Source organism: Dactylosporangium maewongense, from assembly GCF_039531485.1.
GTDB lineage: Bacteria > Actinomycetota > Actinomycetes > Mycobacteriales > Micromonosporaceae > Dactylosporangium > Dactylosporangium maewongense.
The window spans coordinates 78,338-102,230 of record NZ_BAAAQD010000007.1; the positions used below are offsets into that span (position 1 = coordinate 78,338).

At 73.5% G+C, this 23,893-nt stretch carries 19 protein-coding genes and 2 tRNA genes; 3 read left to right on the forward strand and 18 right to left on the reverse strand.

Annotated elements, in window-relative coordinates:
- The first annotated feature begins 1,578 nt into the window (after window positions 1-1,578).
- A complete protein-coding gene (locus tag ABD332_RS19125) occupies window positions 1,579-1,731 on the forward strand; it encodes a hypothetical protein (RefSeq protein ID WP_344503330.1) in 153 nt (50 codons plus the stop codon).
- A 243-nt stretch (window positions 1,732-1,974) separates the two neighbouring features.
- Here ABD332_RS19125 and ABD332_RS19130 read toward each other — a convergent pair whose 3' ends face one another.
- Together ABD332_RS19130 and ABD332_RS19135 are read right to left on the reverse strand one after the other, a co-directional pair.
- Window positions 1,975-2,889 (reverse strand): proteasome assembly chaperone family protein, encoded by a 915-nt coding sequence (locus ABD332_RS19130; RefSeq protein ID WP_344503331.1) that lies wholly within the window; start codon window positions 2,887-2,889, stop codon window positions 1,975-1,977.
- Window positions 2,890-2,947: 58 nt separating this feature from the next.
- A complete protein-coding gene (locus ABD332_RS19135) occupies window positions 2,948-3,565 on the reverse strand; it encodes a TetR/AcrR family transcriptional regulator (RefSeq protein WP_344503332.1) in 618 nt (205 codons plus the stop codon).
- Between the two features lie 83 nt (window positions 3,566-3,648).
- Between ABD332_RS19135 and ABD332_RS19140 the strand changes: the two genes are divergently transcribed.
- Window positions 3,649-4,578 (forward strand): SDR family oxidoreductase, encoded by a 930-nt coding sequence (locus ABD332_RS19140; protein WP_344503333.1) that lies wholly within the window; start codon window positions 3,649-3,651, stop codon window positions 4,576-4,578.
- Window positions 4,579-4,683: 105 nt separating this feature from the next.
- Here ABD332_RS19140 and ABD332_RS19145 read toward each other — a convergent pair whose 3' ends face one another.
- The 16 genes from ABD332_RS19145 to ABD332_RS19220 all read right to left on the reverse strand — a co-directional run bounded on the left by ABD332_RS19145 (window position 4,684) and on the right by ABD332_RS19220 (window position 20,256).
- Window positions 4,684-5,343 (reverse strand): response regulator, encoded by a 660-nt coding sequence (locus ABD332_RS19145; RefSeq protein WP_344503334.1) that lies wholly within the window; start codon window positions 5,341-5,343, stop codon window positions 4,684-4,686.
- On the reverse strand, window positions 5,340-6,815 hold the full coding sequence (locus ABD332_RS19150) for a sensor histidine kinase (RefSeq protein ID WP_344503335.1): 1,476 nt from the start codon (window positions 6,813-6,815) through the stop codon (window positions 5,340-5,342). Before ABD332_RS19150 ends, ABD332_RS19145 begins: the two co-directional genes overlap by 4 nt.
- Entirely contained in the window at window positions 6,812-7,492 is a 681-nt protein-coding gene (locus tag ABD332_RS19155) for a YqeB family protein (protein ID WP_344503337.1), read from the reverse strand. Before ABD332_RS19155 ends, ABD332_RS19150 begins: the two co-directional genes overlap by 4 nt.
- Window positions 7,493-7,557: 65 nt before the next feature.
- Window positions 7,558-8,733 carry a vWA domain-containing protein gene (locus tag ABD332_RS19160; RefSeq protein ID WP_344503338.1) on the reverse strand — a complete coding sequence of 392 codons (1,176 nt, stop codon included), beginning with the start codon at window positions 8,731-8,733 and terminating at the stop codon, window positions 7,558-7,560.
- Between the two features lie 347 nt (window positions 8,734-9,080).
- Entirely contained in the window at window positions 9,081-10,268 is a 1,188-nt protein-coding gene (locus ABD332_RS19165) for an AAA family ATPase (RefSeq protein WP_344503339.1), read from the reverse strand.
- A 138-nt stretch (window positions 10,269-10,406) separates the two neighbouring features.
- Window positions 10,407-11,795 carry an ankyrin repeat domain-containing protein gene (locus tag ABD332_RS19170; RefSeq protein ID WP_344503340.1) on the reverse strand — a complete coding sequence of 463 codons (1,389 nt, stop codon included), beginning with the start codon at window positions 11,793-11,795 and terminating at the stop codon, window positions 10,407-10,409.
- A gap of 27 nt (window positions 11,796-11,822) precedes the next feature.
- The gene (locus ABD332_RS19175; protein WP_344503341.1) at window positions 11,823-13,244 is read right to left on the reverse strand and encodes an ankyrin repeat domain-containing protein; all 1,422 of its coding nucleotides are present in this window, start codon (window positions 13,242-13,244) and stop codon (window positions 11,823-11,825) included.
- A complete protein-coding gene (locus ABD332_RS19180; protein WP_344503342.1) occupies window positions 13,241-14,839 on the reverse strand; it encodes an ankyrin repeat domain-containing protein in 1,599 nt (532 codons plus the stop codon). The genes ABD332_RS19175 and ABD332_RS19180 overlap by 4 nt, the downstream gene beginning before the upstream one ends.
- A complete protein-coding gene (locus ABD332_RS19185) occupies window positions 14,836-15,957 on the reverse strand; it encodes a leucine-rich repeat domain-containing protein (RefSeq protein ID WP_344503343.1) in 1,122 nt (373 codons plus the stop codon). The genes ABD332_RS19180 and ABD332_RS19185 overlap by 4 nt, the downstream gene beginning before the upstream one ends.
- Window positions 15,951-17,210 carry an SDR family NAD(P)-dependent oxidoreductase gene (locus ABD332_RS19190; RefSeq protein ID WP_344503344.1) on the reverse strand — a complete coding sequence of 420 codons (1,260 nt, stop codon included), beginning with the start codon at window positions 17,208-17,210 and terminating at the stop codon, window positions 15,951-15,953. The genes ABD332_RS19185 and ABD332_RS19190 overlap by 7 nt, the downstream gene beginning before the upstream one ends.
- Window positions 17,211-17,245: 35 nt before the next feature.
- A tRNA-Gly gene (locus ABD332_RS19195) sits at window positions 17,246-17,321 on the reverse strand.
- A 21-nt stretch (window positions 17,322-17,342) separates the two neighbouring features.
- A tRNA-Ala gene (locus ABD332_RS19200) sits at window positions 17,343-17,415 on the reverse strand.
- Window positions 17,406-17,813 (reverse strand): VOC family protein, encoded by a 408-nt coding sequence (locus tag ABD332_RS19205; protein ID WP_344503345.1) that lies wholly within the window; start codon window positions 17,811-17,813, stop codon window positions 17,406-17,408. The genes ABD332_RS19200 and ABD332_RS19205 overlap by 10 nt, the downstream gene beginning before the upstream one ends.
- Before the next feature lie 50 nt (window positions 17,814-17,863).
- On the reverse strand, window positions 17,864-18,310 hold the full coding sequence (locus tag ABD332_RS19210) for a hypothetical protein (protein WP_344503346.1): 447 nt from the start codon (window positions 18,308-18,310) through the stop codon (window positions 17,864-17,866).
- Between the two features lie 73 nt (window positions 18,311-18,383).
- Window positions 18,384-18,953, reverse strand: coding sequence for an RNA polymerase sigma factor (locus ABD332_RS19215; RefSeq protein WP_344503347.1), 570 nt, complete (start codon window positions 18,951-18,953; stop codon window positions 18,384-18,386).
- A 130-nt stretch (window positions 18,954-19,083) separates the two neighbouring features.
- On the reverse strand, window positions 19,084-20,256 hold the full coding sequence (locus tag ABD332_RS19220; protein WP_344503348.1) for a S8 family peptidase: 1,173 nt from the start codon (window positions 20,254-20,256) through the stop codon (window positions 19,084-19,086).
- Between the two features lie 106 nt (window positions 20,257-20,362).
- Between ABD332_RS19220 and ABD332_RS19225 the strand changes: the two genes are divergently transcribed.
- Window positions 20,363-22,939, forward strand: a complete 2,577-nt coding sequence (locus ABD332_RS19225) for an FHA domain-containing protein (RefSeq protein WP_344503349.1) — start codon at window positions 20,363-20,365, stop codon at window positions 22,937-22,939.
- The last annotated feature ends 954 nt before the right edge of the window (window positions 22,940-23,893 follow it).

Sequence of the window (23,893 nt, forward strand, 5' to 3'; positions counted from 1 at the left end):
ATAACTGGGTGATGATGTCTCACCGTGCTGCTGCGACTGGCGTACCTGGGTGTGACGAACGCGCTGGCGATGCTGCGGCTGCTGCTGCCCATGAGCGACCGGGCCAAGACGCCGAGATCCTCGCCTTGCGGCACCAGATCATGGTCCTCGAACGGCAGCTGCATGGCGCGAAGGTGCGGTTCGAGCCTGCTGATTGAGCCTTCCTCGTCGCGCTGCTGCGCCGACTCCCCCGCGAGGTGCTGCCCCGGGTCCGGCTGCTCGTACGCCCTGAGACCATGCTGCGCTGGCACCGTGACCTGGTCGCCCGACGGCACGCCCGCGTCTCTCGCCCCAAACGTGCCGGGCGGCCACCCACGGTCCAGTCGATCCGCGCGCTGGTGCTGCGACTCGCGCAAGAGAACAGCGGAAGGGGCTACCGTCGCATTCACGGTGAGCTACGGGTAGCTGCTCGCACCGGATGCGGCCGCACAGGCCGGTGCTCAACGCATCGATGTGCGTGCTGCGGTTGAGCAGGAACACTTGACAGGTCACCATCGGCAGCAGCTTGTCCTCGTCACGCCCGGGACGGTAGCCCCTCTCGGCGAGTACAGCTCGGATCCGGCGGATCTCGCTGTCCACGCGGTCGCGGCCGAAGGCGCGCCAGGCCAGGACAAGCCGGCTGAAGCTGCCGAGCCGGTGGAACGCGGTGAAGCCGCCGGGCAGGAACGCGGTGAAGCCAAATGGGGGCCGCACGGCGTCGTCGGCCCGGTCGGGGGCGGCGGCGCGGAAGCCCTGCTGCTCCTCGCCGAGGATGGCGGTCCACTCCTGTTCGGTCCAGTGCCAGAAGGATCGGCCGGACCCGGCGCATCGCAGCAGCAGCACCGCAACGGCGTCGTTGTTCGCCCGCAGGCGGTGCGGGGTGGGTGGGCCGTCGAGTGCGGCGCTTGCGTCGTCCAACGGGCGCAGCAGCCGTCTGATCGCCCGCCATCCCAGGGCGGCGGGATCATGGCGGCGATCGCGGCAACGTCCACGAGGTACGACGATCAGACACGAAGCCAGACGCCTCCAACGATCCGTCTCACCGGTGGTGAGTCAAGGTGTCTGATCCAACGGCACAAGCCAAGACTGCCGACGTGTAATTCACCCCGACGAGGGACCACGCTCCGGTAGCACAATGCGAGTCGAGAGCCAGCAGCGGCATCCGAAGATCATGATACGCCGCCAGTCCGCTGAGGCAGGACCCGACGACGGGCCGCCTGATCTCACGTCAATTGCGTGTGTGCCACTCAGATGCCATCGATGCCGAGAATGTGTCACTGATCATGGGACGCTACACCCCTCCGCTGCCGACCTCGTCCCGCGCTGGGCGATTCAGCCGCTTGATCCGCGCCGGGCAATTCAACGGCCGCGTCGTCGCCTGATCCGCACCGGGGCAGACCCAACAGGCACGTCATGGCCGCCGCCGGATTTGTCGGTGCCTGACCACCCGGCGGATTCGTTGTGCCCGACCCGCGGTGGCCGGCGGCTGGACTTCTGGCCGGCTGGTGGGCCCGCCTTCGCAGGCGAGCTCGTCCTGCACCCGCTCGTCCCGGACCCCACTTGATCCGCACCTACCTGATGCGCACCTGCCTGGCCTCCCGGACTCGTGTGGCCCACGCCTGCCTGATCCGCGCCAGGCAGAATTCGTTCCTGCCAGGGCAGCAGACCAGCGGCTACCTCATCGCCGATGCCGCCGGGTTTGTCCGCGCGTGACTGCGGGCGGGTTCGTCCGGGCCTGATCGCTGGCGGCCGGCGGCTGGACCTTCTCGCCGCTGGTGGGCATGGCTTCTGACCCTGGCGGGCACGGCTCGACCGCTGGGTGCCGGGGTGACCGCTGCAAAGCAACCCTAACCCCGCCCAACAAATCGATCTCCGGGGTCGTGACGGACCGTAGTTTCCGGGCTTCCACCAGGGGCGGAACGGCGGGGGAGGGCGTTGCGAACCGTGACGGAGGGGCTACGGGTTCTCGTCGTTGCGGGTCTGTTCGGCGAGGAAACGCTCCAGCTCCGCGCCGATCTCGTCCGCGGTCGGGAGTGGGGCGGGGGAGTCGGCCAGGAGGTTGTTGCCCTGGCGGCCGCGGGTGTAGGCGTCGTACTGCTCCTCCAGCGCCCGCACCAGCGACGCGGCCTCGTCGGCCTGGGCGATCTGCACGTCGATCTCGGCGCGGACCGACTCGGCGGCGGCGTGCAGCTCCTCGGTGGGCAGCTGCAGGCCAGTCGCCTCGGAGACGCAGGAGAGCAGCTTCTCCGCCGCCGAAGGGAACTCCGCCTGCGCCACATAGTGCGGCACGTGTACGGCGAAGCCGAAGGCGTCGCGGTCCTGCTGGCCGATGCGGAACTCGAGGAGGTTGCCGACGCTGCCGGGCACCTGGACGCGCTGCAGCCACGGCTCGAACCCGGCGATCAGGTCCCGGCTCGTGCCGTGGGCGGTCACGCCGGTGGGGCGGGTGTGCGGCACGGCCATCGGGATCGCGGTGAGGCCGACCGTCGCCCGCACGTCGAAGCGCTCGATCAGCTCGATGACCGCCGCCGTGAACCGCTCCCACTGCAGGTCCGGCTCGGGGCCGTCGAGCAGCAGGAACTCGGTGCCGGTCGCGTCGCGCAGGACGCGCAGGAGCAGGCGCGGCTGCTCGTAGTGCTCCCAGTGGTCCTCGACGAACAGCATCGCCGGGCGCCGGCTGCGGTAGTCGTAGAGCTGGTCGAGGTCGAACGTCGCCACGGTGCGCGGCGAGCCGATCGTCAGCAGATGCTCGCGGGCGAGGCGGCTCGCGTTGCCGGCGTCGACGAAGCCCGTCAGCGCGTGCACGAGCACCGGCCGGTCGACGGCCGGCGGGTCCTCGGTGAGCGTGTAGAGCTCGCTGGGGTTGAGCACCGGAACGCAGCCTCCTTGAACAACGATTGCAAGAAACGCAACTCGTGGGTGCGCTCGATCATTCCATCCCGGCGGACCAGGGATTCGTGAGGATCGCGTAGACCAACTCGTCAACGGCCGGCGCCAGGGACGTGAACGACGGCCCAGCGCCGGTGTACGGGTCGGAGACCTGCAGCATCATCTCGTGCACCCCTCCCACCAGCGCGATCGCGAGCAGCTGGGACAGCTCGGGGATGGCCGGGTCGGCGGCCCGCGCCGCATCGACCACCTCTACCAGAGTATCGGCGAACCGGCGCTGCATCTGCTGCCGCAGCCGGTACGCCTTCGGGCCGGCCGCCTGGATCTCCACGAGCAGCGTGCGGGTGACCGCCGGCATGCTCTCCAACGCGTTCAGGTATGCGGTCACCCCGTGGTTGACCATGGCCTTCCAGCTGCCGCCGCCACCACCAGCGGCGCTGCGCACGACGGCGAGCAGGTGCACGCAGCCCTGCTCGTACAGCGCCATGAGGCACGACTCCTTGTCGGTGAAGTGCTCATAGAACGTCCGCTTCGACACCCGCGCGTGCATGACCACGTCGGCGATCGTCGTCGCCGCGTAGCCCTTGTCCGCGATCGCCGCCGCCAGCCCGCCGGTCAGCGCCTCGCGGACCTCCTCGGCGGTTCTCGTGCTCGTCATGCGCCTGCCTCGGCCTTTCGCCAGAATGTCCGTGGGTGTTAGTTTGCCTGGTACTGGACGGTACCGCCGACGGGAGGCCCACGGTGCAGCACAGCTTGTCCGGCCAGGTGGTGCTCATCACCGGTGCCGCCAGGGGGATCGGGGAGCACACCGCCCGCATCGCGGCCGCCCGCGGCGCGAAGGTCGTCCTCGCCGGCCTCGAACCCGACCGCCTCGCCGCCGTCGCGGCCGACCTCGACGCGGCCTGGTTCCCCTGCGACGTCACCGACCAGACCAGTCTCGCAGCCGCTGTCGAGGGCGCCGTCTCCGCCCACGGCCGCATCGACGCCGTCCTGGCCAACGCGGGCGTCGCCAGCCGCGGCACCGTCGCCACCGGTGACATCGAGGCGTTGGTACGGACCGTCGAGGTCAATCTCGTCGGCGTCATGCGCACCGCCGCCGCCGTCATGCCACACCTCATCGAGTCCCGCGGCTATCTGCTCATCGTCGCGTCGGCGGCGTCGTTCGCCGCGCTGCCGGGGATGGCGCCGTACTGCGCGTCGAAGGCCGGCGTCGAGCACTTCGGCAACGCCCTGCGCCTGGAGGTCGCCCACCACGGCGTCCGCGTCGGCACCGCCCACCCGTCGTGGATCGACACCGACCTCGTCCGCGACGCCCAGGACGACATGCCAACCTTCCGCGAGACGCTGCGCAAGCTGCCGCCGCCACTGGGCTCGACCACGTCGGTGGAGCGCTGCGCCGAGGCGTTCGTCTCCGCCCTCGAACACCGCCGCCGCAAGGTCTTCGTCCCGCGCAGCGTCGCCGTCGTGTACTGGCTGCGCACCTTCCTCAACAGCCGCCTGTCCGAACGCGTCATCGAACGCCAGGCGCGCACCAGCGTCCCCGCCATGGAGGAGCAGGTCCGCACCCTGCGCCGCGGCTTCGGCGCCAACACCGCCCACGGCCTGCCCGCCACGGGCGCGCCTGCGGAACCACCCACTCCGGGCTTCATCGCCGACCGCTACCACCGCTGATCCTCACGCGGCCTTCCGCGACGGACCGCCGACGCCCGGCGTGCCCGCCGCCCGGACGGTCGCGACCCGGGCGGTCGCCGGCCGTGCGGTCGCGGGCGCGGGTGGTCAGCTGCCGCGGGTCGTGCGTGTCTCGTGGACCATGATGGCGATCTGGACGCGGTTGGTGCAGCCGAGCTTGCCGAGGATGCGCGACACGTACGTCTTCACGGTGGCCACGCTCATCAGCAGCGCCGCACTGATCTCGGCGTTGGAGCGGCCCTCGGCGACGGCGTCGGCGACCTTGCGCTCCGCCGGGGTCAACGCGTCCAGGGCCCGTTCAGCGACCGCGCGCCGCTCGGCGGTGTCGTCGCGGACCACGTGGTCGACGAGCCGCCGTACCACGGACGGTGACAGCATCTGCTCGCCGGCCGCGACCCGCCGCACCGCGTCCAGGATCGCCAGCGGCGGCGTGTCCTTGAGCAGGAACCCGTGCGCCCCGAGCCGCAGCGCCCGCAGCACGTGCTCATCCGTGTCGAACGTCGTCAGCACCACCACCGCCCCCGGCACCCCGCCGGCTCGCAGCGCCTCGAGCGCGGCGAGCCCGTCCATCCGCGGCATCCGGATGTCCATGAGGATCACGTCGGGGTGGCTGGCCCGGACCACCTGGACGGCCGCCACGCCGTCGCCCGCCTCCCCGACGAGCTCCAGCTCAGGATCCCCGCCGAGGACCATCGCCAGCCCGGCCCGGACCAGCGCGTCGTCGTCGACGACCACGACCCGGATCATCCCCGCCACGGCAGCCACGCCTCCAGGTGAAACCCGACCTCGCCACCGTCCCCCGACCCGCCGTGCCCGTGCCCGCCACCGTCCCCCGACCCGCCGTGCCAGTGCCCGCCACCGGCCCGCGGATCAGAGCCTGCCTGCCGGACTCCGCCGGCCTGCTGTGCCGCGCTGGCCTGTTGCGCCGCGCTGGGCTGTTGTGACTCGCCGGGTTGTTGCGCCGCGCTGGGCTGTTGTGCCTCGCCGGGCTGCTGTGCCGAGCTGGACTGTTGCGCTTTGCCGAGCTTCTGAGCCGCGCTGGACTGTTGGGCCTTGCCGGGCTGCTGGGCCGCGCCGGGCTGTGGCGCCGTGGCGTGCCGTGGGGGCGGGGTCGTGCGGCGGGGGCCGTGTTCGAGGCGGCCGCCGGCCAGGGTGACGCGCTCGGCCAGGCCGACGAGTCCCGACCGCGACCCCGGCAGCGCGGGCCGCACAGGGACGGCCGGCAGCGGGTTGCGCAGCCACACGTGCAGCTCACCCTGGCTCGTGCGGTCGAGCCGGACCGCGACGGCGGCGCCGGGCGCGTGCTTGCGGGCGTTGGTCAGGCCCTCCTGCACGAGGCGGAACGCGGTCCTGTTCACCGCCGAGGGCAGCGTCTCCGGCCCCGCGTCACCGCCGGCGGTGAGCCGGTTGTCGAGGTCGACGGGGGTGCCGGCCCTGCGGACCTCCTCGATCAGCTCGTCCAGGTCGGCGAGGTCCTGGCGCGGACGCAGCTCGTCGTCGTCGCTGCTGCGCAGCACGCCGAGGATCTCCCGGAGCTCCTCCATCGCCTGGCGCGCGCTCGCCCTGATGGTGCCGCCCGCCTCGGCGACCTGCTCCTGCGACAGGTCGCGGCGGATCTCCAGGGCGCCGGCGTGCAGGCTGATCAGCGAGATCCGGTGGGCGAGCACGTCGTGCATCTCGCGGGCGATCCGCTCCCGCTCCAGCCCGCGCAGCAGGTCGGCGCGCTGCTCGGCCTCCGCCTCGGCGCGCACGGCCCGGTCCCGCAGCGACGCGATCAGCTCCCGCCGGGCCCGCACCGTCGACCCCCACGCCAGGACGATGCCCGTGATCAGCGCCACGGCCGTGGCGTTGCCCACGACCTGCAGGTCAGGGTCCGGATAGCGGATCATCAGCGGGACCGGCACCAGCAGGTGCGCGACGGCGACCCCGAGCGCCACCCGGAACGGCCGGTGCACCGCGACCGTGAACACCGCGATCATCGCCGCCCCGCCGACGAAGTCGGTGAGCGCCGCCGGGACGAGCAGCAGGAGCGCCACCTGCACGGGCCACCGCCGCCGCCACCAGATCAGCACCAACGCCGGCACGGTCACGGCCGTCGACAGCAGCCACCGCTCGTCGCTGAGGGCGCCGCTGTCCAGGCCGGACGCCGCGGCGACCACCATCGTCAGTGCCGAGATGACGAAGACGGTCGCGTCGACGACGAGGTTGCGCGCCTTCACGAGCGCACCAGGGGACGCCAGTGCTGCGTTGTGCCGTCGTCGCGGACCGTGTACCCCAGCTTCTGGACCTCGTCGCGCAGCTCGGCGGCGTCGGTGGTGCTCTTGCTGGTCAGCGCCACCGCCCGTGCGGCGAGGACCGCGTTGACCGCGCCCGGCAGGTCCGGCAGGTCCGGCACCCAGCGCCGGAACAGCTCCCCGAACGGGTCCTGCTTCTGCCAGGGGTAGCCGTGTGCCTGGAACGCCTCCGCCACCTGCCGGTCACCGGCCCGCTCCAGCCGCTCCCGCACCACCTGCCGCGAGTCCCGGTCCAGCACGACGAGCAGCCGCCCGTCGACGAACACCGCCGACACGTCCTCCCGGCGCACGACCCAGGCGGCGTCGCCGAGCCGCAGCCGTAGCTCGCTGTCGGCGACCGTCACCCGCAGCGTCTCGTGCACCGCGACGACCACGAACACCACCCCGAGCAGGAGCCCGGCGGCCATCATCGCGACCTGTCCGACCCCGTGGTCGAGCGCCGCCACGAGCCGGATCGGCCCCCCGAACGGCACCCACGGCAGGGTCAGCAGCCAGCGCGCCAGCAGCGGCAGCGCCCAGCCGACCGCGACCCCGGCCAGCGGAAACCCGGCGCCGATCAGCCATTTGTCGGTGCGGGACAGCCCCAGCTCGTGTTCAGCCATACACCTCACGGTAGGCAGCCGGACCGTGGCGGGACAGTCTCCGAAAGTTGTCGCGTCCACCTGGATCAGCCGCCATTGGTCGGTGTGATGTGCACCGACTCCACCCACGACGGCGGCAGCGGGGGGTTCGGCCCGATCAGCCCGGCGATGAGCCGGCACCCCGTCGGCTCGTCGGGCCACGGCGTGCCGCCGTCGGTGAGGACGACCACGATCTGCGGCTTGTCCGGCGACCGCAGCGCCGCCGCGATCCCGACCCGCATGTCGGTGCCGCCACCACCGCCGAGCTCGACCTGCTCCGTCTTCACCACCCGCGTCACCGCGTGCACGTCGGCGTCGCAGGCGACGACGGTGACCCGGTTGCCGCGGATGCCGACGGTCCGCAGCACGCCCGTCACCTCGCTCAGCGCCGCCGCCAGGTCGTCGGTGCCCATCGAGCCCGACGTGTCGACGACCACCGCGACCCGCGGCAGCGGCCGGCGCAGGCTCGGCAGCACCACCCCGCGCATCGCCCCGGTCCGCCGCCCCGGCCGCGCGTACGTGTAGTCGACGGCGCCGCTCGCCCACGCCACCGCCTGCCGCAGCGCCCCGGTCAGCAGCCGCCGCCAGTCGACGACCGGCTCGGCGATCTCGTCCGCCCACCGCTGCCAGCCCCCGGGCACGGTGCCACGCGACCGCACGTGCGCCCGGATCGCGTCGGCGGTCTGCCGGCGGATCGCCACCGCCTCCACGTCCCGCACGCCGGGTCCCGCGGCGTCACCGACCTCACCCGCGACCGGGATGCCGTGCGCGCCCGACCCGCACTGCACGTCGTGCGAGTGCGTGTGCGGTATCCCGGCCAGGTACTCCTCGAACAGCCGCCCCTCCGGCAGCCCGAACGTCGCCGGCTCCACCCGCGACGCCGGCAGCACCAGCTTGTCCGCGACCAGGTCGTCGTTGATCTCGCAGTCCTGCGCGAGGTTGACCCGCAGGTGGTCGCCACGGTCGCCCGCAGGCAGCCGGTCCGCCCGCCCGTGATGGTCCCGCAGCAGGTGCGCCACCTCGTGCACCCACACCCCGGAGAGCTCCTCGACACCGTGCCCGTCCACGAACTCCGGCGACACGTACAACCGCCACCGCCGGTCGACCCCCATGGTCGCCAGGTGCCGGCTCGGCACGACCGACAACGCGTACAACGCCGTCGCCAGATACGGCCGCAGCATCGCCGCCTTGTACCGCGCCGCGAGCAGCTTCGTCCGATCCAACGCCTGCGCCGCCCCGACCGACGGCCCAGCAGGAACGGATGGTGCCGCCGGCGGTGTCGCGGGTGCGGACGGCGTTGCCTGCGGTGTCGTGGTGGCGGACGGCGTCGCTTGCGGTGTCGCGTGTACGGACGGTGGTGGCTGTGTCGCCGCAGGCAGGTGCGTCTGGACGGGTGCGGGTGGCACAGGTTGCGCATGTGTAGGGGAGCTGGATGCCGGCAGCGCCGCGTCAGGATGCCCCGGCTCGACCACCGCGGTGCATGGAGGACCGACCGCATCCGCCGGAGGTGGGGGACCGGCCGCGCCCGATGGGAGTGGTGGGTCCACCGCGCCCTCTGGGGGTGGGGTGGTCATCGGAGGGCGCCGGAGAGGCTCAGGATGTCGATGAAGGCGTCGATCGTGGCGGGCACGGGCCAGGCGGGTTTGCGCATGGCGGCGAGGTCGGCGGCGGCGCGGGCGGCGACGTCTGGGACGCCGGCCTCGACGGCCTTGCTCAGGACGGTCCAGCCGGCTTCCCAGCGCTCGCGGGTGGTGTTGCTCTGGACGGCGGAGACGACGGCGGTGAGGAAGGCGAGCTGGCGGTCGCCGCGGGCGGGGAGCTGGAAGGCGTCGGGGTTGGCGAGGACGCGGTTGGGGTCGGGGAGGTCGAGCTCGTCGAGGTAGTTGACCAGCTCGAGGCCGGCGCCGTCGCCGATGGCGCCGACGAGGGCGGTGGACAGGGCGGCGCGGGTGGCGTCGCTGGCCATGCCGAACGTGAGCAGGCGCAGCGCCATCTCCCAGGTGCGCGGGGACGGCCAGGCGCCGCCGCGGGCCTCGGCGTCGGCGGGCAGGTGGTGGGCGAGGCCGGGGCGGGCGGTGAGGAACCCGGACAGCGTGCCGCGGGCCCTGGCGAGCGCCGACGCGCCCTTGCGCGGGTCGACGCGGGGGATGTCGGCGGTGGGCCAGGTGCCGGCGAGGCCGCGGGCGACGACCGCGGGGTCGTGGGTCCAGTGCAGGTGGACGAACCGGTTGGCCAGGGGTGGGCTGAGGTGCCAGCCGTCGGCGGCGCTCGACGGTGGGTTGGCGGCGGCGACGACGCGGACCGCGGGCGGGAGCTCGAGGCTGCCGACGCGCCGCTCCAGGACGACGCGCAGCAGCGCGGCCTGCACGGCGGGCGGGGCGGAGGACAGCTCGTCGAAGAAGACCAGACCATAGCCGCGCTTGGCGAGCCGGACGGCCCAGTCGGGCGGGGCCATCGGCACGCCCTGCGTGGCGGGGTCGTCGCCGACGACGGGCAGGCCCGCGAAGTCGGACGGCTCGTGGATGCTGGCGATGACCGTCTCCATCGGCACGTCGAGCCGGTCGGCGAGCTGCTGCAGCGCCGAGGACTTGCCGATGCCGGGCTCGCCCCAGAGCAGGACCGGAAGGTTGGCGGAGACGGCCAGCGCCAGGGCCTCGAGCTGGGTGTTGTCGCGCCGCTCCACGCGGGTCGAGCGCGTCGCGGCGAGCAGCTCATCGGCGGCGGCGAGCAGGGTCAGCGCCGTTGGTTCTGCGGTCATGCGCGACACGGTATCCGCCGGGTACGACAATTCCGCGACCCATTTACCCCATGAACGCACGACCCAGTTACCCCATGAACGCACGACCCAGTTACCTCAGGAACGCACGACCAAAAACCCAGGAACCGCGCGACCCAATCACCCCAGGAACGACAGCTCGTCGAGCCGCCCCGAGGCCCGCGCCAGATCGGCCCACCCGAGACCGGCGAACGTGACGGCGTTCACGTCGGCGCCCATCGTCACCAGCGCCCGGACCGTCCCGGCGGGCCCGCCGTGCCCGACCGCGAACAGCAGCGGCGTCATGCCGGCCGCGTCCCGGGCCTCCAGGTCGAGCCCGGCGGCGAGGAGGTCGAGGAGCAGCGTCTCGGCGTCCGGCACCCACGCGAGCAGGTGCAGCATCGTCCGCCGGTTGCCGTCGCGGAAGTACGGGTCGCCGCCCGCCGCCAGCCACGCCGACAGAGCCGGTGCGTCGCCGTGACGCGCCAGTCGTACCAACGCCGCATGACGCAACCGGAGCTGCTTCGGCAGCGCCGCCAGGGGGTCGTGCCAGCCCGCGTCCGCGGGGTCGGTGAGCCGCCAGGCGCCGTCGCGGCGGACCCGGACGGGGCCCGTGTCCGGCACCGGCGACGGCGGCATGCACCGCAGCCCGGGGAAGAGGGCCGCGCCGACCAGCGGGTGCAGCGCGCTCGCCGGCAGCATCCCGAGGCGGACGAGGTCGGCGTCGACGGGGCGTTCGACGAGCGGCGCCGGCAGCCGCAGCCCTGCCGCCTCGGCCGAGCCGCCGACCGTCGTGTCGCGGATCCAGGTGGTGTACGCCCCGTCGACGTGGTCGATGAGCGCCTCCGAAGCCCCGGCCGACCGGATCGCGGCGGGCAGGCCGGTCAGGTCGAGCCGCCACGTCCTGCGGGCCGGCCCCCGCGACGGCGTGCGGACCGACGCGCGCAGGTCGGCCCGGCGCTGCAGGAGCGGCTGGAGGTCGAAGCCGGCGAGCCGCCACGCCCCGATCCAGTCCCCGGCGTCCTGCAGCGTGATGACGTGCTCGGCGAGCCCCCAGCGCTCCGCCGGCAGCCGGTTCCCCGCGCCGTCGAGGAACGGCACCGGCCTGCCGCCGCCGAGGGTGCCGGTGCACCGGCCGTCCCACAGCGCCCGGCTGTACATCAGCGAACTGCGCGACGAGCCGGCCGGGACCGCGCCGTAGCGCAGCGACAGCCGCTCGGGCTCGCGCCGCGACACGATCAGCGCGCGGGCGCCGTAACCGTTCAGGACGGTGTCGGGGCGCGCCGGGTCGAGGTGCCAGCGCAGCAGGTCCGGCACGACGTGCCGCAGGTCGTCCTCGACCCGCGCCGCGACGTCCCGGCCGTCGCCGCGCCCGATCCCCGCCAGGTCGAGGTCGATGTCGACCCGGGCCGCCGCGCACGCACCCCGCCAGTCGCCGGCGTCCCGGCGCTCGGCCACCGCCTCGATCATCCACGCGGGCACCCCGACCCGCCGCGTCCACCGCGCGACCGCCAGCTCACGCCGCCACATCGGACACCGCCCCCACCAGGGCCTGCGTCATGTGCAGCCCAGCTCCTCCAGGGCCCGGATCGCCGCGGGTGTGCCGCCGAGGTCGAGGGCGTGCCGGAGCGGGGTGAGGCCGGTCTTGTCGCGGGCGTGCGGGTCGAGGCCCGCGTGCCGCAGCCGTGCGACGACCGGTGCGGGGTCCGGCAGCCACGCGAGCAGGTGCAGCAGCGTGCGGCCGTGGTGGTCGCGCAGGTGCGGGTCGAGCCCGGCGTCGAGCCACGCGGCGATCGCCGGCCCGTCGCCGTTGACGGCGTGCAGCACGATGTCGCGGCGGCGCAGGCGCAGCGCCTTCGGCGTCCACGCGTCGGGGTCGCGCCAGCCGGCCCGGGCGGCGAAGCACCCGCGCAGCGGCGCCCCGCCGAGCGCCCGCAGCGCCAGCTCCCGCCGGGTCTCGTCGGGGGTGTGCTCGTGCCCGCCGAGGATGTGCCACTCGCCCTGGCACCGCACCCGGACCGGCGCCATGTCGGGGACCGTCTCGGGCGGCCCGTCGAAGAGCCCGGCGAGGCCGGGGAAGAGTGCGTCGCCGACGAGCGGGTGGAGGTGTTCCAGCGGCAGGATCCCGTGGCGTACGAGGTCGAAGTCCACCGCCCGTTCCGCGCGCACGACCGGCACCATCGGTGGCAGGGGCGACGAGGTGCCGTACCAGACCCGCAGGTCGGCGTCGACGGTCAGCGAGGTGTCCGGGGAGAGCCCGAGCGGGACGCCGGCCCGGGGCCGTCCCCCGGCGAAGACGGCGGCGACGGCGGTCCGCAGCCCGGTGAGGTCGTGCCGGCGGTCGCGCAGCGCCCTGCCGACCCAGTACCCCTTGCCGGTCGTCGCGAGCAGCGGCCCGACGTCGAACCCGGCGAGCGTCCAGGCGGCGGCCCAGTCGCCGGCGTCCTGCAGGGCGATGATCCGCTCCGGGCCGCCCCACGCCGCCTCCGGCAGCCGGTCGCCGGACGCGGTGAGGAACGGCAGGTGCCCGTCGTAGCCGCCGCACCGGTCGAGGAGCTCACCGGTGCGCCGGCTGTCCCACCGCTCGCGGGCCCCGTCGAACGCGAACCGCTGGTCGCCGTCCAGGCCGGCGAACTCGAGCTCGAGCCGCTGGCTGGGGGTGCCGGGGTGCCGCCACCGGACCCGCAGCGCGTGCCGCCCGTGCACCGCGAGGGTCACCGGGCTGGCCCCCATTCCAGGCGCCGGCGCCTGGAACAGGTGCCAGCGCAGCAGGTCCGGCGCGAGGTGCAGCAGGTCGTCCTCGACCGCGGCGGCGACCGCGGCGCCGTGGTCGCGCCCGATCCGGGCCAGGTCGAGGCCGGCGTCGACGCCGGCCGCGTCGCACGCGCCGCGCCAGTCCCCGGCGAGCCGGCACCGAGTCGCCCGCTCGATCATCCAGCGGGGCACCGCGAACCGCCGCGCCGTGCGCAGCGTCCTCACCCCGACTGCAGCAGGGTTTTCAGTTCGGGGCGGCCGAACCGGTCCAGGGTGTCGGCGACGGAGACGCCGTTGTCGTCCTCGCCGTCCGGGTCGGCCCCGGCGGCGAGCAGGGCGCGGACGAGCTCGGCGGATCCGGTGTCGTACACGGCGGTCTGCAGCGGCGTCATGCCCCGCCGGTCGCGGGCGTGGACGTCGAGCCCGAGGCCGATCAGCCGGTCGAACAGGGTCAGGTCGTCCGGCGCCGCCATCAGGCCGCTGATGTGGTGCAGCAGCGTCCGGCCGTGCGGGTCGCGGGCGTGCGGGTCGACGCCCGCGTCGAGCAGCTCCACGACGCCGGGCAGGTCGCCCTGCTGGGCCCGCAGCATGAGGTCGCGGCGCAGCTCGTGCAGGGCGCGGGGGAGCTTCGCGTGGGGTTCGCGCCAGTTCCGTTCGGCGGCGATGCAGCCGTGCACCTCGCCGCCGAGCGCGAGGAGGGCCTGCTCGCGGCGGCGCTCCTCGTCGGAGTGGGGGATCTCGAAGCGGCCGCCGGCCATCCGTACGTGATGCCACGCGCCGTCACGGCAGCGCAGCCGCGCCTCGGGCACCGCCGTCGCGCCCACCCGCGGCGAAGGGGCCACGGCCTCGGGGAAGAACGCTGCGTGCACGAGCGGGTGCAGCCACGACGCGGGGATCGTGCCGGTGCGGACGAGCTCGGCGTCGATGGGCCGCTCGTACGGTCGGGTGTCCAGGTGCCAGTCGGCGTCGCGGTCCCGGTAGCCGGTGCCCACCCACTCGCCGGTGAGCCGCTGGTCGGTGAAGCCGGTCAGCTTCAGCACGTAGTTCCAGCCGAAGACGATCCCGACGGCGTCGGTGCCGCGGGCGCGGGCGGCGTCGAGGACGGCGAGGTGCTCGCCGAGGAACCCGCGCCACAGCCGCCGCAGGATTCGCGTGTTCCAGTGGCTGCCGTCGTCCGGCAGCTCGGGCACGTCGGCACCGGCGGCCTGCCACGCCTCCCGGAACCGCCCGGCGTCGTGCAGCGCCAGGACCCGCTCCGTGGCACCCCACGCCGCCTCCGGCAGCGGGCGGCCGGCCGGGTCGTGGAACGGCAGGTGCGTCCAGCCGCAGCCCTCGAGGAGCCGGCCGGACTCGCGGGCGTCCCAGAGGTGCCGGCGGGTCCGGTAGTCGTGCAGCGCGTGGAACGGCCGCGGGCCGTCGTCCCACTCCCAGTCGTCCCAGTCGTCGCTGTCGAGCGGCTCGTCGGTGGCGAACAGCCGCAGCCGCTGCGAGCCGAACCCGAGGCGGGTGCCGCCGACGTACAGCGCCGGCCCGTCGCCGGCCAGGTGCACGACCTGCCGGGCGTCCAGGTGGGTGTCGCCGCGGGCCGGTTTGCGCGGCAGGTGCCAGCGCAGCAGGTCCGGGGCGAAGTGGGCGAGGTCGTCCTCGAACAGCTTCGCCTGGCCCTCGTCGAGCTCGACGTCGACGTTGGCGGCGGCGCACGCGGCCCGCCAGTCACCGGCGAGCCGGGCCTGGGTCGCCGCCCGGATCATCGACGGGGGCGTCGCCCAGCGCCGGATCCGCCGCCAGTTGCCGGCGCCCGCTCGGGTCAGGGTCGTCACCGGTACACGCTCACGATCTCGCTGCCCGGCTGGCTGTCGGCGGCCGGGAGCAGCGCGCTGATGGCCCGCTTCACGCGGCGCGGGACGTCCGGGCCGAGCGCGAGGCGGGTCAGGGCGGTCTGGGGGAGCGCCGCGAGGAGCGCCTTCGCGCCGCGGCCGCCGACGCCGGTGTGGCGCAGGTCGAGGCGGCGCAGCCGGGTGCCGGGCAGCGCGGCGGCGAGGAGCGCGGCACCGTCGTCGCCGACCTGGTTGTCGGTGGCGCCGAGCACCCGCAGCGACTGGGGCCGGCTCAGGTCCAGGCTGTCCAGCAGGTGCAGCCGCGGCGCGAGCGCGGCGACGGTGCCCGTGGTGAGCCCGTTGCCGCCCAGGCCCAGCGTCATGTCGCCGCCGTGCATCGCCTCGACGACCGGCAGGACGCCGTCGTCGCCCAGCCGGTTCGCGGCCAGGAACAGGCCGCGGACCCCGGCGTCGCGCAGCAGCCGCCGCAGGAGCGGACCCGCCGGCGGGCCGAGGCCGTTGCCGCCGAGGAACACCCGGGTCACCGGGGCGGGCCGGGCGGCGAGCGCGTCGACGAGCACCGCCAGGCCCGCGGTCGTCAGGCCGGTGTTGACGAGGTCGACGGTGTCGATGGTCGTGTTGCGGCGCAGCGTCTCCGCGAGCGCGGCGACCCCCTCGTCGCCGAGCGGGTTGCGCTTGAGCCACAGCGCCCGCACCCGGTCGTCGGCGGCGAGCCGCTCGAACAACGGTGCGGCGCCGGCCGCGTCGATCGCGTTGCAGCCGAGGTACAGCGTCTCGACCCGGTGCCCTTCCGGCAGGCCCTCGGCGAGGGCGGCGGTCCCCGGTGCGCCGAGCCCGTTGGTGCCCAGCAGCAGGTGCACGGCGTGCGGGGAGCCGACGACCCGGTCGAGGACCTGGGTGACGCCGGCCGCGCCGAGCCCCTGCTTGCACAGGTCGACCCGGCCGTCGGGCTGCAGCGTGCCGAGCGGGAAGCGCTCGGTCTCCCGGACCGGCTCGGGGTCGCGCAGCCTTTGGAGGAGGGGAGACAGGTCGGCGAGGTCGGCCTGCGGCACCGCCGGCACCGTCAGCACCGGGCACGCGATCTCTGGGGTGTCTACCACTGCACCACCTGGTAGTCCTTGAGGAAGACGCCGGAGATCCGGTCACCGTGCACGCCGCGGACGATCGGGTCGTACACCCTGGCGGCGCCGTCGACGACGTCCAGCGGCACCCGGAAGCCGGCCTCGTGGAAGGCCTCCTTGGTGCCCTGCGGCCGCTCGTCGGTGACCCAGCCGGTGTCGACGCTGGTGACGTGGATGCCGTCGCGGGCGTAGTCCTCGGCGATCGTGCGGGTCAGCATGTTGAGGCCGGCCTTGGCCATGTTGGTGTGCGGGTGCCGGCTGGTCTTGTTGCGGCGGCTGAAGCTGCCCTCCATCGCCGAGACGTTCACGACGTACCGGTCGGGGTGCGGCGAGGCGAGCATCAGCGGGCGCAGCCGGGCGGTGAGCAGGAACGGCACGAACGCGTTGACGACCTGCACCTCCATCCACTCCCGCGGGGTGACCTCGTGCAGGTGCAGCACCCAGCTGTTGACGGGGCGCAGGTCGAGCTGCTCACCGGTCTCATCCACCATACCGGGTGGAAAGAAGTCCACTGTGGACCTGATAGCGGGGACCCGCTCCGGGGTGCCCGGTCCGAGCGCCGCCGTCTCCGCGGCCCGCAGGGCACGGTAGTACTCGGCCGGCCGGGAGATGGTCTGGGCCGCGTTGTTGACGAGGATGTCGAGGTGGCCCCACTGCTCGGTGACCGCGTCGACGAGGCCCACGACGGCGGGCAGGTCGAGGAAGTCGACGCCGTGCACCCGCAGCCGGCCGCGCCAGTCGGCGAAGTCGCTCTCCGCGGCGAACCGGCGGGCGGCGTCGTGCGGGAAGCGCGTGGTGACGATGACGTCGGCGCCGTCGCGCAGCAGCTTCAGCGCCGTCTGGTAGCCGATCTTGATCCGCCCGCCGGTGACGATCGCGCGCCGGCCGCGCAGGTCGCAGCGGGCCGTGCGGCGGGCCGTGTTGCCGGTCGAGCAGGGCCGGCACATCAGCGGGTACGCCCGGTTGACCGTGCGGTAGTGCCGCTTGCACACGTAGCACCGCCGGGCCCGCAGCAGTTCCTCGTCCTGCTCCGTGGCCCTGGTCAGCACCCGCAGGTCGTGGGCTGCGCTTTCCGTCTTGCGCGCGCTCTTCTGGTGTTTTTTGCGGCTCTTGTACGAGCTGACGACCGCCTCACGGACCGCCTGTGCCGACGGGTCGTCGTCGTCCGCGCCGTTGAGCGCGGCGAGCACACGCAGGCACGCCGCGACGTCGGAGGGGTCCAGACGAGGCACCGGCAGAGCCTAGCCCCTGTCCGCAAGGAAGCGTGTGGGTGGACCGGCCGGAATCGAACCGGCGTCCTCCGCTCTGGCAAAGCGGTGCGTCGACCTCTGCGCTACGGCCCACCGGGGACGAGCATAGAGGGGCAGGGCCGGTCGGAATCGAACCGACGTCCTCCAGCGTGCTGTGCGGGCGCGACGACCTCTGCGCTACGACCCTGCCGGCGGGTAGCTTAGTACCCTCGTGCGCGGTTGGTAGAGCTGGTGCAGCACGAAGGTGTTGCCGTCGGGGTCGGAGAAGCTCGTGACCCGCGAGAACGGCCCTTCCTCGATCGGTCCGTCGAAGATGATGCCCCGCTCGGACAGCTCCTCGTAGGTCTTCTCGATGTCGTCGGTGTCCAGCACGATGCCGCGCAGCGAGCCCGGGGGCATGGTCTCGAACCAGGTGACGAGCGTGAACGCGGTCTGGCCGTGCTTCGGGGCCACCTCGACCCACCGGCGGTCGCCGGAGTCGTTGTCGCTCACCAGCTCCCAGTCCAGCGCGTTGACGTAGAAGTCGCGTGCCCGGTCCTGGTCGCTCACCGGGATGGACACGATCTGCACGTGATCGATCGGCATGCCTTGCAGGGTACCGCCGGAAGTGTCCGTCTCGTGGCGAATTGCCCCTCTTAGAGCAGCACCCATTCCGTGTGGACGGGCGCACCGTCGGCCGGCTCGCACCGCAGTCGTACAGACGCCGCAACGACACCCTGGAAGCGGAAACGCCCCTCGTCGTCGACGTCGGTCACGTGGCTGCCCGTCGGGGACTCCAGGACGATCCTGGCCGGCACCGCGGGGGACACCGTGCCGACCACCTCGACGGCGCCCGCGCGGGTCGTCGCCTGCACGTCGATCGTCAGCGAACCGCCGAAGAACGACAGCAGCCGCGGCGAGCCGCCACCACGGACCGCGACGAGCCGCTCCCGGGCCGAGTCGGCGGTCAGCTCGGCCAGGGCCGCGTCGGGGTCACGCCAGCCGATGCTGGCCCGGGCCGCCGCGAGCACGTCGTCGGGCACCGGGTCGTGACGGCCCGCGATGTCGCGCAATGCCCTGAGCACCTCTTCCTCCCCGATCATCGGGTCGGCCCTGCCTGTGACTGTGTCTGCGTCTGTGCCTGCGTCTGTGCCTTTGGTGTGGTCCGTCGTGGCCTCATGTCGTCGTCGAGCCCAATCTGCGTCGCAGCGTGCCGAGGCAGCGCTGCCGGGTCGGTCCGATGCTGCCGACCGGCACGTCGAGGGCGGCCGACACCTCGGCGTAGCTCGGCGGCGGGTCCGCGATGAGCACCCGCAACAACTGCTGGCAGGGGCCGGACAGTGAACGGAACTCGTGCCACAGCGCCTTGTCCCGCTCGTCGCGCAGCACCCCCGCGTCGAGCTCCTCGTCCTCGCCGGCGAGCGCGCCGCCGAGGATCCCGATGAAGTCGGTGGCCGAGCCGGCCGGCACGTCCCGCCCGCCGCGGCGCAGCAGCGCGAGCGCCTCCCGCCGGGCGGTGGTGGCCAGCCATGAGCCGAGCCGGTCCGCGTCACGGACGTCGGCGATGTGCTCGACCAGCCGTAACCAGGTCGCCTGGCTGACGTCGGCGGCGTCGGAACGGCCGAGCTGGAAGCTGCGTGCGACCGACCAGACAAGGTTGGCATATCTGTCCACGATGGACTCCCAGGCCTTCTGGTCGCCGGTGGCGGCCGCCCTCAGGAGCTCGGCGTTTTCAGGCTCAGCCATGGTCTCGAAGGCTATCATCGCGACCTGCCGGTGACGGGGTGCGGCGACCTGTGTGCCGCACCCCGTCACCCCCCTCCCCCTGGTAATGCTCCCGGTGTGGCATCGCTGCCCCCTGCCGTGGCGCATACGATCACGCCAGCCCCGCGTAGCGGCCATACCGGCGGGACGCGCCGGCGATGACCGCCTCCGCCGCCAGCCGGGCCGAGCCGGCACCGGGCAACGCGTCGGCGATCGCCGCCGCGACGAACGGCGCGGCGAACGAGGTCCCGCTCCACCGTGCCCAGCCGTCGCCGAAGTCCTCGTGGTGCACGAACGTGCTGGTGACGTCGGCGCCCGGCGCCACGAGCGTGATCCACGTGCCGGTGTTGCTCCAGTCGCTGATCCGCCGGCCGTCGTGCGCCGCGACCGCGACCACCCGCCGCCGCCACGACGCGCTGGTCCCCGCATACGCCGCCGGCCAGAACGGCCGGTCGTGCTGCCCGTCGTTGCCTGCCGCGGCGACCACCACCCGGTCGCCGCTGCCCAGCAACTCCGTCAGCGCCGCCGTCAGCAGGACCGGCGGCCGGTCGTCGAGCGTGTAACCGCCCAGTGACAGGTTGATGAGCTGATGGTCGTACGCCTGCCGGAGCCCCGCGATCAGGTCGGTCTCCCGGCACACCCCGTGCGTGTCGACGATCCTCACCACCCGTGGCCGGACGTGTGCGGAACTGGCGATCAGCACCCCGGCGACGAAGTTGGCATGCCCGACGTCACCGTCGCGCACCTCCTCGTCGCCCTGGATGCCGGACTCGTAGTCGTCGGTGACATACCGGTCCTTGGGCAGCGGGCTGTTGAGCCACACCCCGGTGTCCAGCACCAGCACCTCGACCTCCGGCACCGCACGGTCACGCACCGTGAGGTGCCCCGGCGCCGCCGGCCGCGGCGGTCCATACGGCCCCGCGTGCTCGAACGGCGTCGACACGAACACGTGATTCGGCCCGGCGGCCACCCTGGTGTCACCGGCCGCCTCGGCCTGGACCCGCACCCGCCTCGCGGCACGCGCGACGTCCAGGCCAGGCAACCGCACCCGCCGGAACCCCTCCGGGACATCCCCCTCCTCCACGATGTCCCGGACGGTGAACCCCTGCTCCATGAACGCCTGACGAGCGGTGGCGAAGTGGTCGTCGAGCACCAGGAGCTCGTCCGCGACGAACCGCACCGGAGTGCCGTCCGCCCGGTCCTCGCGACGCACCCACCCCAGCCCGGCGAGCCTGCGGGCGCGTCGCGACCGCCACTGCTCCGAACGGGCGTCCGCTGGTGCCATGGGCTCTCCTCCTCACGTGGTCTGGAAACTAGAGGGAGGAAGTCAGCTTCCTGATACAAGAATCCCCGGCTGTTTTCTGTCGTACGTGGGCGGCATGATGATGGCCGTGGCGAGCAATGACCAGCAGACCGTGACCCGCGAGCTCACCGTCCTCGAAGTGACCGTCACCGGCCCCGCCGGTGAGGCGCGCTCACTGGTGCGGCCCGACGACACCGTGACCATCGGCCGCGACGCGGCCAACGACCTGGTCGTCGAGGGCACCCTGATCTCCCGCCGGCACGCCGAGGTGATCTGGAACGATGACGGTTGGTTCCTGCGCGACCTCGGCAGCCGCAATGGGACGTATGTCGACGGGGAGAAGGCCGCCTTCGTCGCCGCCGTCGACGGGGGAGCGGTGCACCTCGGCGCCGCCGACGGTCCCAAGGTCGCGTTCAAGGTCGTCACGATCACCGAGCCGGTCCCCGCGGCCCAGCCGCCGGCGCAGCGGGAGGCCGCCCTGCACGACGCGGCGGCGCTGATCCGCCTCGGCCGCGGCCCTGACAACGACATCGTCCTCACCGACCTGCGCACCTCGCGCAACCATGCCGAGCTGCGCCGCACCCCGACCGGCTATGAGGTCGTCGACCTCGGCAGCCGCAACGGCACGTTCCACAACGGCAAGCAGGTCGCCCGCCAGGCGATGCAGCCCGGCGACATGATCTCCATCGGCCGGCACGAGTTCATCTTCGACGGGATGCGCCTGCACGAGTTCGAGGACGCCGGCCCGTCCTCCCTCATCGCCGACGACCTCACCGTGCGCATCAAGGACGCGATCCTGCTCGACGACGTCAGCTTCGCCCTGGCGGAGGGCAGCCTGCTCGGCGTCATCGGCCCCTCCGGCTGTGGCAAGTCGACCCTCATCAAGGCCGTCGCCGGGCTGCGGCCCGCCACCCAGGGCACGGTCCGATATGACGGCCGCGACCTTTACGCCGACTATGCCGAGCTGCGCTACCGCATCGGCATGGTCCCGCAGGACGACGTCCTGCACCGCCAGCTCACCGTCCGCCGCGCCCTGCGCTTCGCCGCCGCGCTGCGCTTCGCCGACGACGTGCCGCGCGAGGAGCGCCGCGGCCGCGTCGCCGAGGTGCTGCGCACCCTCAAACTCACCGAGCGCGCCAAGATGCGCATCGACAAGCTCTCCGGCGGCCAGCGCAAGCGCGTCTCGGTCGCGTTGGAGCTGCTGACCGAGCCGTCGCTGCTGTTCCTCGACGAGCCGACGTCGGGCCTCGACCCGGCGCTCGACAAGGAGGTCATGGAGGAGCTCCGCGACCTCGCCGACAAGGGCCGCACCGTGGCCGTCGTGACCCACAACGTCATGCACCTCGACCTGTGCGACCGCGTCCTCGTCCTGACCGTCGGCGGCCGCATGGGCTATTTCGGCCCGCCCGGCGAGCTGCTCTCCTTCTTCGGCGCCGAGGACTACGCCGAGGTGTTCCGCGAGGTCACGACCAACGCCGACCACTGGATGCGGACGTATCGCAGCTCGGAGCTCTACACGAAGTATGTGACCGCCCAGATCGCCGAGGCGCCGCTGCCGAAGCCCGCCGCGGTCGAGCGCGTGACCGTCCCGCAGCCCCGCGACCCGGCTCCGTCCGAGACCGGTGTGGACTCGCAGACCGCGGAACAGACCATGCCGCAGCGGCCGGCGTCCCCTGCCCCTGCCCCCGTCGCTGCTCCTGGCCCCGCTGCATCCGCCGCGCCTGGTTCGCCGTCTGGTTCGCCGTCTGGTTCGCCGTCTGGTTCGTTGTCTGGGAAGCCGGCGCGGGCGGTCGGGCGGGCGCGGGTCAAGCTCGGCGGTGCGTCACTGCGCAGCAGAGCCCTGCACCCGGCGGCCCCGGTCCGGCAGTTCCTCACCCTGTGCCTGCGCATGTTCTGGGTCATCGGCGCCGACCGCGGCCTTGCCCTGTTCACCCTGGGTCTGCCGCTCGCCCTGGCCCTGCTGACCCGCACCGTCCCCGGTGACAACGGTCTCGCCCCGGGCACGGGCAGAATCAGCCTCGAGGCCCAGCGTCTCCTGGTGGTGCTGGCCGTCGGCGCCGCCTTCCTGGGCACCGCCGCCGCGATCCGCGAGATCGTCAACGAGGCCACCATCTACAAGCGCGAACGCGCCGTCGGCCTCTCCGCCGGCGCCTACCTCGCCTCGAAGGTCTTCGTCTTCTCCATCATCATCGTCGGCCAGACGGCCCTCTTCACCTGGCTGGCCCTCCTCGGCAAGAACCCGCCCAAGGCCCCCCTGATCTTCCCCGAGCACTGGCTCCTGGAGATCAGCATCCCCGTCGCCCTGGTGGCCCTCGCCTCCATGGCGTTCGGCCTGCTCGTCAGCGCCCTCGCCAAGACCACCGAGCAGACCACCCCCGTCCTCGTCGTGGTCGTGATGGCCCAGCTCGTCCTCTCCGGCGGCCTCTTCGAGCTCGAAGGCCAGACCGTCCTCCAGCAGATCGCCTGGCTCTTCCCCACCCGCTGGGGCCTGGCCGCCGGCGCCTCCACCGTCGACCTCACGTCGATGATCCCCTTCAACGACACCCTCTGGGCCCACAACACCGGCGCCTGGTGGCGCTCGGTCCTGATCCTCCTGCTCCACATCACCGCGCTGATCGCCCTGGCCCGCCTGGCCCTCCGCCGCCTGGAACCCGGCCGCCAGTAACTCCCAACCCACGCCCCGCCGTCCGTTTCGTCCACTTCACTCGCCCCCGCGCCGCGACCCTCACCCAGCACCGCCTCACCAGCCCCGCCAACCACCGCATGGCGTGGCTGGGCGCGGCGGTGCTGGGTGCTGCGGGCTGCGTCACCTCGCCCGCCGCCCTAGCCGCGGTCGGTGAGCTGGCTCCGGACGCAGCCGCCGTGCAACTCCGCCCAGGTGCGGCGCTGCTCAGCCGGCCGCCGCGTTGCTCAGCTGGCCGCGGTGCTCAGCCGGCCGCTGCGTCGCGCTGCTGGCCGCCGCGTGGCGTCGCCGGCTGCTGCGCGGCTCCGGTGTGCCGGGACTTGCTGGGTGCCGCGTCGCTTCGTCGCCCACTGTTTGGCGCCGGCGCTCGGGTGCGGCGCGTGGCTCTTTGGCCGGTCTGCCGCGTCGATGGCCGTTGCCTCGCCAACCATCGCGTGGCGTGGCTGGGGTGCGGCGGTGCGTGGCTCTTGGGTCGGCTGCCGCGTCGATTGCCATTGGGTGGCATGGCTGGGTGTCGCGCCGCGTCGTCGGCGTTGCTTCGCTCAACGCGGCGTTGGCCGGACCGGCGCCCCGGACTTCGACCTGCGCGGTCCGTGTCGCTCCCCGCCGTGGGGCTGGCCGGGCGCGGTTTGGCCGCCGCGTGGTTCGCTTCGTGGGTGACGCTTCGGTGGGCGCGGTACGGGCTGGACCGGTGCCCGGCTTCGACCTGCGTCGCCCAGGTTCGGGTCGTGCCACCACAGCCGACCGGCGTCGGCGGGCGTGTGACCTCCGTGGCGCCGACCGGTCAGTGGCTCGGCGCCGGGTCGGCCAGGCGGTGCAGGGCACCCGCGTGGGTCGGGTCTGCGCGACTTCGATCCGATCCGTGCCGTCCTGCACTGAGCTGCCCTGTGCCCTGGCCGTGCTGCTCCGTGCCGGCTCGCGCTGTGCCGGGCCTTT

Excerpts from the sequence above, each read along its gene's own strand:
- ABD332_RS19165 (WP_344503339.1), bottom strand. The coding sequence starts at position 10,268 with ATGACCGCAGAACCAACGGCGCTGACCCTGCTCGCCGCCGCCGATGAG.
- ABD332_RS19145 (WP_344503334.1), bottom strand. The coding sequence starts at position 5,343 with ATGATCCGGGTCGTGGTCGTCGACGACGACGCGCTGGTCCGGGCCGGG.
- ABD332_RS19170 (WP_344503340.1), bottom strand. The coding sequence starts at position 11,795 with ATGTGGCGGCGTGAGCTGGCGGTCGCGCGGTGGACGCGGCGGGTCGGG.
- ABD332_RS19215 (WP_344503347.1), bottom strand. The coding sequence starts at position 18,953 with ATGGCTGAGCCTGAAAACGCCGAGCTCCTGAGGGCGGCCGCCACCGGC.
- ABD332_RS19210 (WP_344503346.1), bottom strand. The coding sequence starts at position 18,310 with ATGATCGGGGAGGAAGAGGTGCTCAGGGCATTGCGCGACATCGCGGGC.
- ABD332_RS19135 (WP_344503332.1), bottom strand. The coding sequence starts at position 3,565 with ATGACGAGCACGAGAACCGCCGAGGAGGTCCGCGAGGCGCTGACCGGC.
- ABD332_RS19205 (WP_344503345.1), bottom strand. The coding sequence starts at position 17,813 with ATGCCGATCGATCACGTGCAGATCGTGTCCATCCCGGTGAGCGACCAG.
- ABD332_RS19220 (WP_344503348.1), bottom strand. The coding sequence starts at position 20,256 with ATGGCACCAGCGGACGCCCGTTCGGAGCAGTGGCGGTCGCGACGCGCC.
- ABD332_RS19155 (WP_344503337.1), bottom strand. The coding sequence starts at position 7,492 with ATGGCTGAACACGAGCTGGGGCTGTCCCGCACCGACAAATGGCTGATC.